General features: G+C 53.3%; 13 protein-coding genes. 9 read left to right on the forward strand and 4 right to left on the reverse strand.

Annotated elements, in window-relative coordinates; genetic code table 11:
* Nucleotides 1-45 precede the first annotated feature (45 nt).
* From ACP9M6_RS08570 to lpxB, 8 genes are all read left to right on the forward strand, one after another.
* Nucleotides 46-1,245: a M50 family metallopeptidase gene (locus ACP9M6_RS08570; protein ID WP_427450240.1), complete on the forward strand. Its 1,200-nt coding sequence runs from the start codon at nt 46-48 to the stop codon at nt 1,243-1,245.
* Between the two features lie 12 nt (nt 1,246-1,257).
* A complete protein-coding gene (gene bamA, locus ACP9M6_RS08575) occupies nt 1,258-3,750 on the forward strand; it encodes an outer membrane protein assembly factor BamA (protein ID WP_427450242.1) in 2,493 nt (830 codons plus the stop codon).
* 2 nt (nt 3,751-3,752) lie between these two features.
* Nucleotides 3,753-4,328 (forward strand): OmpH family outer membrane protein, encoded by a 576-nt coding sequence (locus tag ACP9M6_RS08580; protein WP_427450244.1) that lies wholly within the window; start codon nt 3,753-3,755, stop codon nt 4,326-4,328.
* A gap of 109 nt (nt 4,329-4,437) precedes the next feature.
* Nucleotides 4,438-5,427: a UDP-3-O-(3-hydroxymyristoyl)glucosamine N-acyltransferase gene (gene lpxD / locus ACP9M6_RS08585; RefSeq protein ID WP_427450246.1), complete on the forward strand. Its 990-nt coding sequence runs from the start codon at nt 4,438-4,440 to the stop codon at nt 5,425-5,427.
* A complete protein-coding gene (fabZ, locus tag ACP9M6_RS08590; RefSeq protein WP_427450248.1) occupies nt 5,424-5,867 on the forward strand; it encodes a 3-hydroxyacyl-ACP dehydratase FabZ in 444 nt (147 codons plus the stop codon). Before lpxD ends, fabZ begins: the two co-directional genes overlap by 4 nt.
* A gap of 9 nt (nt 5,868-5,876) precedes the next feature.
* Nucleotides 5,877-6,674 carry an acyl-ACP--UDP-N-acetylglucosamine O-acyltransferase gene (gene lpxA, locus ACP9M6_RS08595; RefSeq protein ID WP_427450250.1) on the forward strand — a complete coding sequence of 266 codons (798 nt, stop codon included), beginning with the start codon at nt 5,877-5,879 and terminating at the stop codon, nt 6,672-6,674.
* A gap of 1 nt (nt 6,675) precedes the next feature.
* The gene (locus tag ACP9M6_RS08600) at nt 6,676-7,506 is read left to right on the forward strand and encodes an LpxI family protein (RefSeq protein ID WP_427450251.1); all 831 of its coding nucleotides are present in this window, start codon (nt 6,676-6,678) and stop codon (nt 7,504-7,506) included.
* Nucleotides 7,503-8,648, forward strand: coding sequence for a lipid-A-disaccharide synthase (gene lpxB / locus ACP9M6_RS08605; protein ID WP_427450252.1), 1,146 nt, complete (start codon nt 7,503-7,505; stop codon nt 8,646-8,648). The genes ACP9M6_RS08600 and lpxB overlap by 4 nt, the downstream gene beginning before the upstream one ends.
* On the opposite strand, the gene ACP9M6_RS08610 is transcribed toward lpxB, so the two are convergent.
* Complete coding sequence (locus ACP9M6_RS08610; protein ID WP_427450254.1) at nt 8,645-9,946, reverse strand: citrate synthase; 1,302 nt, start codon at nt 9,944-9,946, stop codon at nt 8,645-8,647. The two genes, lpxB and ACP9M6_RS08610, sit on opposite strands and share 4 nt — an antisense overlap.
* A gap of 25 nt (nt 9,947-9,971) precedes the next feature.
* Entirely contained in the window at nt 9,972-11,384 is a 1,413-nt protein-coding gene (gene gltX / locus ACP9M6_RS08615) for a glutamate--tRNA ligase (RefSeq protein WP_427450256.1), read from the reverse strand.
* Between the two features lie 59 nt (nt 11,385-11,443).
* Between gltX and ACP9M6_RS08620 the strand changes: the two genes are divergently transcribed.
* Entirely contained in the window at nt 11,444-13,579 is a 2,136-nt protein-coding gene (locus ACP9M6_RS08620) for a ComEC/Rec2 family competence protein (RefSeq protein ID WP_427450257.1), read from the forward strand.
* 9 nt (nt 13,580-13,588) lie between these two features.
* Here the strand turns inward: ACP9M6_RS08620 and lexA are convergent, their stop codons facing one another.
* The gene (gene lexA, locus ACP9M6_RS08625; protein WP_427450259.1) at nt 13,589-14,230 is read right to left on the reverse strand and encodes a transcriptional repressor LexA; all 642 of its coding nucleotides are present in this window, start codon (nt 14,228-14,230) and stop codon (nt 13,589-13,591) included.
* A gap of 96 nt (nt 14,231-14,326) precedes the next feature.
* Entirely contained in the window at nt 14,327-14,527 is a 201-nt protein-coding gene (locus ACP9M6_RS08630) for a DUF6980 family protein (RefSeq protein WP_427450261.1), read from the reverse strand.
* Nucleotides 14,528-14,535 lie beyond the last annotated feature (8 nt).

Below are 14,535 nucleotides of genomic sequence, written 5' to 3' on the forward strand. Positions count from 1 at the left end.
TCCCGATACGGTAGAGATTCACTCACACAATAAGTCAGGGACAGCATGATGACGGGAGTCGTTTTAACGTTAATTGCGATTTTCAGCTTCCTCGTTCTGCTGTCATTTCTCGTTTTCTTTCATGAGCTTGGTCATTACTCGGTCGCGCGTTTTTTCGGTATTGCTGTTGAGCGCTTTTCCATCGGTTTTGGAAAGCCACTCATCCGCTGGAAATCCAGAGCGGGCGTGGACTGGGCGATTTCGCGGATTCCACTTGGCGGGTATGTGAAATTTGCAGGGGATGCAGGCGCGGCCAGTAATCCAGATGCGGAGAAATTGGCCGAACTCCGCGCGGCCTATGATGATAATCCTTCGGGGCCTGCGATTGATGATATCTTCCATTTTCGTCCTGTTTGGCAGCGGTCGCTCGTCGTTCTGGCGGGGCCTATGGCGAACTTCCTGCTCGCCATTCTTTTATTCGCAGGGATGGGCGCAACATTTGGCGCGCCGTCCTTCACGTGGGTGGTAGGGGACGTCCAAGACGGTATGCCGGCGCAAGCTGCGGGCATAGAAACGGGCGACAAGATCTTAGAAATCGATGGACGTCCGATTACAAATTTAAATGATGTCATTGGCTATATCAGCCTGCGCAGTGATACGCCGATTGTTATAAGCCTCGAAAATGACGGTCGGACACGCGACGTGACGGTTACGCCAAAGCGGACCGAGGTTCGCGATGGGATTGGCGGCCTGAGCGAAGTCGGCAGAATCGGCATTGGCACGGGTGAGGGGTCCAGTGGTGGCTTTAAAGACTTAGGGTTTTTCGCCTCCGTCAAATACGGCGTCTCAGAGCTTTTTAGCAATCTTCGCGCTACGCTAGATTATATAAAACGGATTTTCACCGGCAAAGAAGACGGGAAACAACTGGGAAGCGTCGTTAAAATTGCGACTGTGACGGGCAAGGTCGCTGTTGATACGGTCAATGTAGACGCGCCCGTTTCGGCCAAGGCCAAGGCTTATGCCTATAATATGCTCAACCTTATGGCGTTGATTTCAATTGCGTTAGGTGTCGCGAATTTAATGCCATTGCCCGTGCTGGATGGTGGACATCTGGTCTATTACGGCTATGAAGCGGTCGCCGGACGGCCATTGAGTCAAAAGAAACAGGAGTTTGGGTTCCGAATTGGGTTTGCTGTATTGCTAACGCTTTTCGTGGTGCTGACAATTAATGATATCGGATATCTCCGAAGCATCGATTTCTCCTAAGCTGGACGGATTATGAATTTCTCTCTTAGATATTTAGTTCTCATTTGGGCTATTCTGCTTAGCTCTTTTGCTTTGACGGTTCAGGCGGTTGCACAAGAGGCGCCGGAAGCGGTCGCGCCACAGGTTGCCCCGACGGTCATACGATCCATCCAGGTGCAGGGTAACCAGCGTGTCGAAGCCAACACCGTTGCTTCTTATCTTCTGATCGCGCCTGGTGATCCGTATTCAGAATCTCGTATCGATACCTCTGTTAAAACCCTTTATGCGACGGGTTTGTTTGCGGATGTCTCCATTGATCCGCGCGATGGTAATGTTCTCGTTTCCGTTATTGAGAATCCGATTATTAACCGAGTGATCCTTGAGGGGAATAAGTCACTCAAGACAGATAAGATCACGGACGAAATCGAAGCTGAACCGCGGTCGATTTTCACGCGTGCGAGTATTCAAGAAGACGTCACCCGCATAATTGAGCTCTATCGTCAATCTGGTCGTTTTGCAGCGACCGTTTCGCCAAAAGTTGTACAGCAACCACAAAATCGGGTCGATTTGATTTTTGAAATCACCGAAGGCCCCGTCACCGGCGTCAAGCGCATCAACATCATTGGGAACGCAGAATTCCCGGATCGTCGGTTGCGTAAGGAAATCGCGACTGCTGAGTCGGTTTGGTACAAGTTTTTCAGCTCGAATGACAATTATGACCCGGGGCGTTTGCAGTTTGACCAAGAGCAGCTGCGGACATTTTACACGAATAGGGGCTTTGCCGATTTCCGCGTCGTGTCTGCCGTGGCTGAATTGACCCCGGATCAAGAAGATTTCTACATTACCTTCACTGTCGACGAGGGCGATGAATATGTTTGGGGCGACATCTCGGTCGAGACCGAGCTGGATACGCTCAATAAGAATTTCCTCGAAAATCTTGTCCCGTTTCGGAAGGGTCAAATCTACAACGCTTCCCGTGTTGAAGATGCGATTGACAGTCTGAATTTCGCGGCCGGTATTGGCGGTTATGCTTTTGTTGACATTCAACCCCGCATCACGCGAAATCGAGACACGAAAACCGTCGATATGATTTTCAACGTCGTGGAAGGGCCACGCGTCTATATCGAGCGGATCGATATTGTGGGGAACACGACAACGCTCGATTCGATCATCCGGCGTGAAATGGAATTGGTCGAAGGCGATGCTTTTAACCGAATTTTGTTGGATCGTTCGCGCAACCGTGTCCGTGCGCTGCGTTTCTTCGAAGACGTTGAAATTACTGAAACACAAGGCTCTTCTCCGGATCGCGCGATTGTCGAAGTCGCAGTGAAGGAGCAGCCCACGGGCGAGCTTTCATTCTCTGCTGGTTTCTCTTCGGCTGATGCGTTTCTCGTCGATCTATCCATTACCCAACGTAACCTTCGTGGTCGCGGCCAATTGGTGCGTTTTGTCATCAGGGCCTCGTCAAACCGTCGTGAAATTGACCTACGGTTTACGGAACCGCGCTTTTTGGGCCGAAACCTTGCGGCCAGCTTCAATCTCTTCGACGTAACCATCGATTTCTTGGACGAGGCGGGTTTCCGTCAATCCCGTCAGGGTGGACAGGTCAGTTTTGCCTTCCCACTAACCGAATTTACCTCGTTTAATGGGCGTTACACGCTTCGTCGTGAAGATATTGAGTTCCCACAGGAGAATGAGTGTCCGGGTCTTCTCGAAAATGCATCAACTGGATCTGTGAATGCAACAAACCGTCGCTTGCTCACGCTTTGTGATCAACTCGGAGGACGACTATCTTCTATTTTTGGTTATTCATTCAGTTGGGATCGTCGTAATGACCCTATTACGCCAACCGGTGGATTTGATGTTCGCTTGAGCCAAGATTTTGCGGGTGTCGGTGGTGACGTTCAATATCTCCGTACCGATATTCGCGGTAACTACTACAAAGGGATCACAAAGGGCGTGATTGCATCCGCAACTTTGGCCGGTGGATATATCCGGGGCTGGGGCGGTGATGATGTGTCGATTAATGACCGTTATTTCAAAGGTAACTTTGAATTCCGTGGCTTTGACAATGCGGGTGTTGGTCCGCGTCTCCTTCAATTTAATGCCGATACAGGCGACACGCTTATCGGCGGTGTACAAGACGGACGTTTAGATGCGCTGGGTGGCAATCTCTTTGGGCTCGCAAATGCCGAGGTGAGTTTTCCAGTTGGTATTGATGCGCTTCTTGGTAGTGTGTTTCTGGAAGCTGGTACAGTCGGACTTCTGGACGACCGGGAAGTCTTTAACCTGATCGTCTCGGCTCCTGATGAAACCCGCATCGGTGAATCGTGCGAGGGCGTCACAGATGTGGGCGTCGTGTGTCAGCGTACTGAAGATGGTCTCGACCCGCGTGTCACCGTCGGTGCCAGTATATTCTGGGAAAGCCCTTTTGGACCAATCCGGTTCGACTTTACCCAGCCGATCGTCAAGCAACCGTATGACGATCGTCAATCCTTCCAGTTCACAACTCGAACAAGGTTTTAATCATGTTTATTCGTAATATCCTTCGTGTTGCTACAGGCTTCGTCTTGGCTCTCACACTATCTGGTGCAGCTTTTGCCCAGTCTACAATTCTTGTGGTCGACACAAATAAAGTTATCCAAGATTCTCTCGTCGGCCAGCATGTCGCGCGCCAGCTAGAGACAATCTACACGTCTGCAAGTTCAGAGATGAAAGCCAAACGCTCTCCATTGGAGTCAAAAGCGAAATCATTGCAGGAGCAGTTGAAAACCAAGACATCCATGCAGGAAGTTCGCTCAGATGCGGCCTTACAGGCACAAGCCAAAGCGCTTCAAACAGATCAGCAAAAGCTGCAAGTCGAAGAATATTACACGGCTAATGAGCTCAAAATTACAGAGCAAAAGGCGATTGGCCAAGTCTCTCAGCGCATCAAGCTAATCATTGATCAAATTGCGCAGGAACGGAATGCCGATGTCGTGCTGGAAAAATCACTCGTCATTTATGGGGGGCCTGTCGATGTGACAGATACGGTAATTTCCCGCCTAAATAGCCAAATGACAACAGTTCCGGTTACCCGCGAGCGTCTACCGCGCAAAGGCTAAAGTTTTGCTATGAAGGCGGTCGCCTTCATGGTCATAAATTGTAATCATATGTTTCAGGCCGGATAGGATGAGTGTTCTATTCCGGCCTTTTTACTGCTAGGGCGTTCTTATGATCGACACACGGTTTTATACGCTCGCAAAACCCCAGTCTTTGAGAGACATTGCCACCATCTGTCGGGTTGATTTGCCCGTCGACGGAGCAGGTGACGAGATTATTCTCGCCCCCGCCAGCCTGTTTGAGAGCCAATCTGGCGAGATCACATTTTTCTCGGATAAACGGCGTAGGGCGCAGCTGGAAACGGCGAAAGCAACCGCTTGTTTTACGACTGAGCGCCTCGCGCCACTCGTCATTGAAAAGGGCATGATCGCCCTGGTCACGGATAATCCGCGCGGACGATTTGCACGGCTAACGCAGACATTGGCGACAGAGGGTACTGAGAATTCGGGTCCTCAAGCTATTCACGAAACATCCCAAATTCATCCATCCGCGATTATTGGTGCAGGCGTTTCAGTCGGGGCAAATACAAAAATCGGGCCGCATGCCGTCATTGATGAGGGTGTGATTATCGGCGAGGACTGTCAGATTGGCCCGCTGACACATATCGCTTTTACAATCATGGGCGATCGGTGTTCCGTCAAATCCAGTACTGTAATTGGCGGATCCGGTTTTGGCATTGCCGAGGATGAACACGGGCTATTTAACATTCCCCATCTGGGTCGAGTCGTGATCCATAACGACGTTCATATCGGGTCCAATAGTTGCGTTGATCGGGGACAATTGGGCGACACGGTTCTAATGGACCACGTGAAAATCGACAACTTGGTTCAAGTTGGACATAATGTGTTTATCGATGAAGGGGCCATGTTGGCCGGACATACCGGCGTATCCGGCAGTTGTCGCATCGGCAAGAAAGCGCTCTTTGGCGGTCGTGCGGCGACGGCCGATCATGTGAATATTGGTGAGGGATCTATCCTTGCCGCTTTTGGTGGCGCGATGAGCGATATTCCTGATGGAGAAATGTGGTCCGGTGTGCCCGCCATGCCGATCCGTGAACATATGCGGAATGTGGCAACGCTGAAGAAGCTCTCGAAAAAATGACATATGTCTTTCCGATAGAGCGCGATGGCGTTCAAACTTTCCTGCCGCATCGGGATCCGATGCTATTCATTGATCGCATCTTAGTCGCAGATGAAACATCAATTTCTGCCGAGACTCTGGTCGATACTGATTGGGATATTTTCAAAGGTCATTTCCCCGACCTTCCCATCATGCCGGGCGTTTTAATGATTGAGGCCGCCGCCCAAGCGGGTGCGTTAATTGTGTGTTTGCAAGGCGGCTTGAAGTCAGATCATTTCATTGCGTTCACCGGTGTTGAAGAGGCCAAGTTCCGCCGTTCCGTCAAACCCGGCGAAGTTATGCATATTCACGCTGAAATCCTACGCCACCGTCGCGGATATTATAAATTCCAAGGCCATATTGACGTAAATGGGGCTCGCGCGGTCGACGTGAAGTTTGCGGCGACGCAAATGCCGATGTAAGGCTCTGCCATGAGCGTTACGATACATGAAACAGCCCTTGTTGATTCGAAGGCGCAACTGGGGGACGGTGTCACGATTGGGCCCTATTGTGTGGTGGGACCGGATGTCGTTTTAGGCGACCGTGTTAATCTTGTCGGGCAAGTTAATCTGACGGGGAACACCAAAATTGCAGAGGATTGTATCCTATATCCCTTTGTTTCCATGGGTTATCCGCCGCAGGATTTAAAACATAAGGGTGGCCCTGTCGGGATTGAGATCGGGGCGCGATCTATCTTTCGTGAGAACGTGAATATTCATCCGGGCACAGATATTGGCAAGCCGATTACGCGTATTGGCCATGATTGTTATTTCATGGTGGGCACGCATCTCGCGCATGAGGGTCAGATGGGAAACCACGTCGTCGTGTCGAACGGCGCACAAATTGGCGGGAATGTCACAATTGGTGACCATGCCGTCTTGGGTGGGCTCTGCGCTATTCATCAACATACACGCATTGGGGCGCATGCGTTTGTCGGCGGTATGGCGACCGTGATTGGTGACGTTATTCCATATGGTTTTGTTCTCGGGAATGCAGCCCATTTGGCGGGACTCAATGTTGTGGGCTTAAAACGCCGTGGATTTTCACGTGAGTCGATCCGCGAACTTCGCGCGGCGTATCGCCTTTTATTCGCTCAGGAAGGCACCTTTGCGGAACGCCTCGCGGATGCGGCGAAACTCTATGCTGATCATGAGCTCGTGAATGAAATTGTCGAGTTTATCCGCGAGCAGGGCAACCGGTCGCTCTCCATGCCACAGAACGGACGCTAACTTGCGGATCGGTTTGATTGCGGGCGGTGGGGCCTTGCCGGACCATGTCGCGGCCGCGGCAGAGGAGTCCGGTGAGTTAGGTCTTATCATCGCGCTTGATCCCTTCGTGGCAGAGGGAAAATTTCCGAAAGCGGATCGGTTAAGCCTAGGACAATTTGGAAAAATGGTCCGGCGGCTTAAGAAAGCCAAATGCACACATGTTTGTTTTGCAGGAATCGTAAAGCGCCCCGATTTCAAACGGTTAAAACCCGACTTCAAAGCGATCCGTCATCTTCCCAAAGTCATCCAAGCCGCGGGGCGCGGTGATGATGAACTCATGCGTCAGGTCTTGTCGCTATTCGAAGATGAGGGCTTCGGGATTATTTCCCCGCAAGAAGTCTGTGCCGACCTCATGCTAACCGAAGGCGTGATCGGCTCAATTGCCCTGACAGAGGCGCATCTGTCCGATGCGTTGAAAGCTTGCGAAACGGCGGCTGCCATTGGTGCTATGGATATCGGTCAGGGCGCAGTCGTCGCGCGGGGCGTGGTACTTGCGGTCGAAGCGCAGGAGGGCACAGATGCCATGTTGACGAGGCTCTTGAATTTACCCCTCGAATTACGTGGTACAGCTGACGCGCGTATTGGTGTTTTGGCAAAACTCGTGAAGCCGACGCAGGATATCCGCGTCGACCTGCCCACACTAGGGCCTGCAACGGTACGCCACGCGGCGGAAGCCGGCCTGGCAGGTATTGTTGCAGAGGCCGGGGGTGCCTTTGTGATGGAACGCGAGGAAACCACACGTCTCGCGGATGAAGCTGGCCTTTTCATTGCGGGCCTACCGCCGAAAACATGAGAATTTACCTCATTGCCGTTGAACCCTCTGCTGATCATCTCGGCGCGGAATTGGCGCAAGCGCTCAGAGCTGAGTTACCAAGGCTCTCACTCGCCGGTATAGGTGGTCCAAAAATGCAGGCGATTGGCATACCAAGTCAGATGCCAACAGAAGGTCTTGCCATTATAGGGTTTACAGAAGTTCTGACAAAAATTCCGGTCATCTTGGAAGGGCTAAAACAAAGTACGGCGCGCATTCTCGAGGCGCAGCCGGATGCCGTCATTCTTATTGACAGTTATGGCTTCATGATCCGCCTGGCCAAGCGATTGCGAAAAGCAGGATATAATGGGAAGATCATCAAATATGTCGCGCCGCAGGTTTGGGCGACTCGACCCAAGCGGGCGAAGGTTTTAGCCGATCACGTTGACGGACTTCTGGCGATACATAGCTTTGAGCCGGATTGGTTCACGCCCCACGGCTTAGACACGCATTATGTCGGCAATGCTGTTTTCGATACGGATTATGGTGCGGGTGATCCGAATAAATTGCGACAGCAATATAATCTTAGCGACCGTCCAATATTGTCCGTTTTCCTCGGCAGCCGCGTCGGCGAAGTCGTCCGGTTATCGCCTGCATTTACAGACGCAGTGCAGATTTTACGGCAGCGTCTGCCGGACCTTGCCATTCTCTGTCCCGTCTCCGAATCTGTCGCGAAAGAAGTCGGAGCGCAGGCGGCCAAAGACCTGCGCATGAATGATATGATCCTTCTCCCTGAATCGGCGAAGCTGGATGCGATGTCCTGTTCAATGGCGGCGCTGGCCTGTTCAGGAACCGTGACAACGCAATTGGCCTGTGCGGGTGTACCTACTGTCGTGGCCTATCGGATGTCGCCCGTGACCCATGCAATTGTCAGCCGGATTTTCCAGCCCAACCATATTTCAATTGTGAACATCGCCGCGAATGAAAAGCTGATGCCGGAGTTTTTGCAGAATGAGGTCACGGGCGAGGCCTTGGCAGATGCGCTCATCCCATACTTATCAGACACAAAAAAACGCGCCGCTGCACGCGACGCGTTATTGGAACAGACCCGATTAATGGCGGGTCAGCCGGATGAAACGGCCAGCGCGAGAGCCGCGCAAGCCATTCTTCAAATTCTCGACTAGCGCTTGTCCATCGGGACGAAGTCGCGGGTTGTCGCACCGGAATAAAGCTGACGCGGGCGTCCGATACGCTGTGTTGGGTCTTCCAACATCTCATTCCACTGCGAAATCCAACCCGTTGTCCGTGCGAGGGCGAAGAGGACGGTGAACATATCGGTTGGGAAACCGAGGGCGGAGAGGACGATACCGGAGTAGAAATCGACATTCGGATAGAGACCGCGTTTGACGAAATATTCTTCGCTTGTCGCAATCTTCTCAAGTTCCATGGCGACTTCGAGGACGGGGTTGGTAATACCCAACTCGCCGAGGACTTCATGGGTCGTGCGGCGCATAACTTTCGCACGCGGGTCAGTCGCCTTATAAACGCGGTGACCGAAGCCCATCAGGCGGAAGGGGTCATTCTTGTCTTTCGCACGGGCGATATATTCCGGAATGCGGTCAACAGTGCCGATTTCCTTCAGCATATTCAACGCCGCTTCATTCGCACCGCCATGGGACGGACCCCAGAGACAGGCCGTACCCGCCGCGATACAGGCATATGGGTTCGCACCGGATGAGCCGGCGAGACGCACAGTTGATGTCGATGCATTCTGCTCGTGATCCATATGCAGGATGAAAATCTTATCCATAGCGCGTTCGATAATCGGGTTCACCTCATAGGGCTCGGCCGGAACGGCGAAACACATGCGCAGGAAGTTACCCGCATAGGACAGGTCATTCTGTGGATAGACATGTGGCTGACCAACGCGATATTTGTAGCAACGCGCCGCGAGTGTCGGAATTTTCGCAATGATGCGGTGGATCGCGACGTTCCGGGCCTCATCTTCGGTCGTGTGCTGGTCATCATGGTAGAAACCGGAGAGTGCGCCGACTGTTCCGCAGAGCATGGACATCGGATGGCTGTCGCGGCGATAGCCTTGGAAGAAGCTCTCGACTTTGTCGTGCAACATGGTGTGATTGGTAATCGTGTTTTCGAAGGTTTCGAATTCCGATTTCGTCGGCAGCTCACCATTGATGAGGAGATAGGCGACTTCCAGCGAGGTGGATTGTTCCGCCAATTGCTCAATGTCGTAACCGCGATAAAGCAATTGCCCTTCGCCGCCATCGATAAAGGTGATCTGGCTTTCTGTGGAACAGGTCGAGGTAAAACCCGGATCAAATGTGAAATGGCCCGTCTGTTTATAGAGTGTGCGAACATCAATGCCAGGCGCGCCCATGCTGCCCTTCATGATCGGGAGGTCATAGCTCTTTCCGTCGATTGTCATCGTGGCCGTGCCGGTCTGCGTGATCTTGTTTTCCATATCTCTCTTTACCTTTTTATTATTCTTACGATTTGAATTGCGAAATGGCATCTTCCAGACGCCCGATTGTCTCGTCCTGTCCCAACAGGGCCAAAACGACGGATAGATCGGGCGAGGGTGAGCCGCCGGTCAGGGCCGCGCGGATGGGTTGTCCGATACGGCCAAAGCCAAGTTCGCGTTCAGTCGCAAAGTCTGTGAGCAGGGCCTGTAGGGCGTCTGCCGTCCATGGCGCGTCTTTGCGGGATTTGAAGCCTTGAGTCAAAGCCTCGACAATCTCAATCGCGCCGTCACGCTTGAGCGGTTTGGCCGTTTTCCCCGTAATTTCGAGGGGGCGAATGTCCATCAGGTAATGCGCTTGGTCGGCCAGTTCCGGCAGCGTTTTTGCGCGAGGTTTCAGTGTCGGCATGGCGGCGAGAATACGGGCGGAAACCGTCGCGTCCAGCGGGCCAATATTAACATTTTCGAGGAAGGGCAGGGCCAGTGTCATCAGATTATTATCTGACATCTCCGCCATATGCTGCGCGTTGATAAAGTCCATTTTGTCGAAATCAAGCCGCGCGGGAGAACTTGTAATCCCATCAAGCGAGAACGCTTCGGTAAGGGCTTCATCCGTCAGGAAAATTTCTACATCCCCATGGGACCAGCCCAGCTTCATCAGATAATTACGAAGACCGGAAGGCAGGTAGCCCAAATCCTCATAAGCTTCGACCCCGAGTGCGCCGTGACGTTTCGAGAGTTTCTTTCCGTCCGGCCCATGAATAAGAGGCACATGTGCCCATTGTGGGACGTTCCAACCCAAAGCTTGATAGAGCTGTGTCTGGCGTCCGGCATTGATGAGGTGATCGTCGCCGCGAATGACATGGGTCACGCCCATATTGTGATCATCCACAACAACCGCCAGCATATAAGTCGGCGTTCTGTCCGCACGCAGGAGGACGAGGTCGTCAAAGGTAGAATTGTCCCATTTGACTTCGCCCTGCACATGATCCTGAATAACGGTCTGTCCTTCAGGCACACGGAAGCGAACGGCGAAGGGGGCGTCTTTTTCGTCCGTGCTGTCGCGATAGGGGCTACGGAAGGCGCGGTTGTTTTCGCGGGCTTCGGCTTTGAGAGCGTCGACCTCTTCATCAGTCGCATAACAGCGATAGGCCGTGCCATTTGCCAGCATCGTCTCGGCGGCGGCGACGTGGTCGTCAGCATTGCGGCTTTGATAGACGACATCGCCATCATGTTTGACGCCGAGCCATGCCATCCCGTCGAGAATCGCGCGGGTCGCATCCTCCGTACTGCGGGCTTTGTCAGTATCTTCCACGCGCAGGCGAAATGTCCCACCCATTTTCTTGGCAAAATAGTAATTGAACAAGGCTGTTCTGGCCCCGCCAATATGTAAATATCCGGTGGGCGAGGGGGCAAAACGTGTGACGACGGGGTGGCTCATACAGATATAAGACTTTCTCGCTTGCATTGTTCCTGAATTTCGTCGCTCTATGGCACGGGATGTTCGGGGATAATAGCGATTTTGCGCGGGATTGGCCGCATGACGGACCTGCGGAAAGGCAGTTTGCGCGGTGGGCTGCCCGTCTGCAGGTCGAGCCGGATTTTAACACGGGCGTGATCGCATTTGCAGTCGGGATCGGCGCCTATTTCGCGCTGCCGCAAGAACCTGGCGTCATCTTGGTGGGGCAAGCTATTCTGGGCTTTGCCGTTTTGTGGATCGTATCGTCGCGCAAGGATTTTGTGGGGCAGGGGCTGGTCTGGATTGCGCTCCTGATCGCACTCGGTTTTGGGCGGAGCCTCTGGCACAGTGCTGCCGCCGAAACGCCGCGTCTCCCCGTTCAGGAATATACTTACCGCGTCGAGGGCTGGGTCAGCGCGATCGAGAAATCGGGGCGAAGCGAGCGCTATGTGATCGAGGTTCTGGACATCGAACGATTATCCAACGCCGAAACGCCTAAGCGGGTACGCATCCGCGTCACCAAAGCGCCCGATCCGCCCATCCTTGCAGGCGATACAATCAATTGGCTGGCCGCTATGAAGGCTCCGCCCGGACCTGTCGTGCCAGGGGGATATGATCCGGCGCAGGCGGCCTATTTCAAGGGCATTGGGGGTTACGGATTTGGATATGGCGCGCCGCGGCAACAGGGCGATGCGGAGCTTGGCCTTGTCGATTCGACCAGACGAGCGATTGTTCGGTGGCGGTTTGGGCTTGCAGACCGGGTTATGGCAGTGGCTCCGGCTGAAACAGCAGGACTTCAAGCAGCTCTGATGACCGGTGTCCGACGCTATATCCCCGAGGAGCAGACGGAGAACCTGCGCGTCGCAGGTCTGGCGCATATTCTCGCAATTTCGGGATTGCATATGGGCTTGCTGGCGGGCGGGACGTTTACCGTTATGACGCTGCTGCTCGCCTGTATCCTGCCGCTCTCGCGCCGATATGATGTGCGCAAGCCCGCAGCCGTCATCGGAATAATCGCGGCGACGGCCTATCTCGTTCTGTCCGGTGCATCGGTCGCGACCCAACGCGCCTGGGTCATGGCGGTGATTGTGTTTCTTGCCGTCATACTGGACAGGCGGGCGGTCTCCATGCGCTCCGTTTGCGTGGCGGCACTCCTCACGCTCACGCTTCACCCCGAGAGCCTGATTTCCGTCGGGTTCCAGATGTCATTCGCGGCCGTCGCCGCACTCGTCCTGACCTACCAATATTGGCAATCCATCCGGCCCGTCTATGTTCAACCGACGCGATTTCGTAGAGGCGTGAACTTCTTCACCTCCCTGAGTGTCACCAGCCTCGTCGCCGGATTTGCGACGGGTGGGTTTGCACTGTTCCATTTCAACCGTTTCGCCAAATATGGCTTTATAGGTAACCTTCTGGCAATGCCGCTTTTTTCGCTGGCCGTGATGCCGCTGGCTGTTATCTCACTGCTCGCAATTCCACTGGGTTTGGAACGCGTGCCGCTCTGGCTGATGGGGCAGGCGATGGAGCCTATCCTCGCGGCAGCAGATTGGGTTGCGGGCTGGCCGGGGGCTATGGCTTACATCCCCGCGCCGCCCGATTGGGTTCTACCGGTTTACGGATTGGGGTTTGCGATCATCTGCATTGCTAGGCGGTGGATGAAATTAGCGGGCCTGTTAATGATGCTCATGAGTTTCGCGGGCTGGAACAGCGCGGACGTCCCTGACCTCCGTATTTCCGAAGACGGCAAAGTCGCGTTCTGGCAGATGCCGGATACGGGTGAGGGTGATCCTATCCTCCTCGTCGATTCACGCCGCCCCGATAGATATGGCCGCGATCAATTCGCGCAGCGTGCGGGATTGAACGACGTCGATTGGTTGCCATTCAAGGACAGTCTCGCGCAATGCGATGCGCTGGCATGCCGCGCGAGGATTGGAGCTTGGCAAATCTCAATTTTACAGAGCCCGTCCGAAGTGCCGGCAGAATGCGAAACCTCTGATCTCGTCATCCTCTCGGTCAGGCGGGCCGGACCCGTGGCGCGTCGAAACTGCGATTCAGTTCTGATTGACGAAACAACATTATGGGAGACGGGTGCGCTGGACGTCTATCTGAAAGACACTCTAACGACAAAAGCCGCGCGCCGCCCCGAAGGACAGCGGCGGCTTTGGCATAATCCATAAATATCTGACTTACTGGTAGCTGCGGACGAGCCCTACGAGCACACCCTGAACCTCGACACGGTCCGGACCGTAGGTCTTTGTCGGAAACTCTTTATTCTCCGCAATCAACTCGATCTCATTACCCGTTTTGTAAATGCGCTTGAGAGTCGCTTCGTCCTGATCGACGAGGGCCACTACAATTTCATTATTGCGGGCTGTATTGGCCTTGCGGATGACAACAATATCGCCGTCCATAATGCCCGCTTCAATCATTGACTCACCTTCAACTTCGAGCGCGTAGTGGTCGCCATTGCCCATCATGGAGGGTGGGACAGCCATCAGGTTGTGGCTATCCTCAATGGCAGCAATGGGCAGCCCCGCCGCGATTTTGCCAACAAACGGAATTTCGTATGTGTCATTGGCCGCAACAGGTGTCAGCGCATTATCCTCATCATAACCTTCCGGCAGTTTCAAAACTTCAATCGCCCGCGCCTTATTCGGCAGGCGGCGGATAAAGCCACGTTCTTCCAATGCTGAGATCAACCGGTGAATACCGGATTTCGACGCCAGACCGAGTTGATCCTTCATTTCATCATAGGAGGGCGGTACACCCACGGCCTTAATCCGTTTATCAATGAGAATGAGCAGGTCTCTCTGCTTCTGGGTCAGCATAGCGGTCTCCGTATTTTGGCCGAACAAATCAGCAACATCGCCTTTTGTTCTACGGATGTTCTGCTGATTGTCAAGTCACATCAAAAGTGAGGCAAATCAGTCATCATCCTGCGTTGCTAGTTGAATGCCGCACCAAGGGCAGAAATATATTCTGTAAATAGATTGTCCACCATCCTTGATGTAGATGCCCCACTCATCATTGTTATCATCATCTTTATGATGAAATATGACCATGTCTGAGCAATCATGTCTGTCAGGATGATCGGGACATGTCCGTTCAAGATCAGCTTTCATCATGTCACAGC

The organism is Litorimonas sp. WD9-15 (genome assembly GCF_050271975.1).
GTDB lineage: Bacteria > Pseudomonadota > Alphaproteobacteria > Caulobacterales > Maricaulaceae > Litorimonas.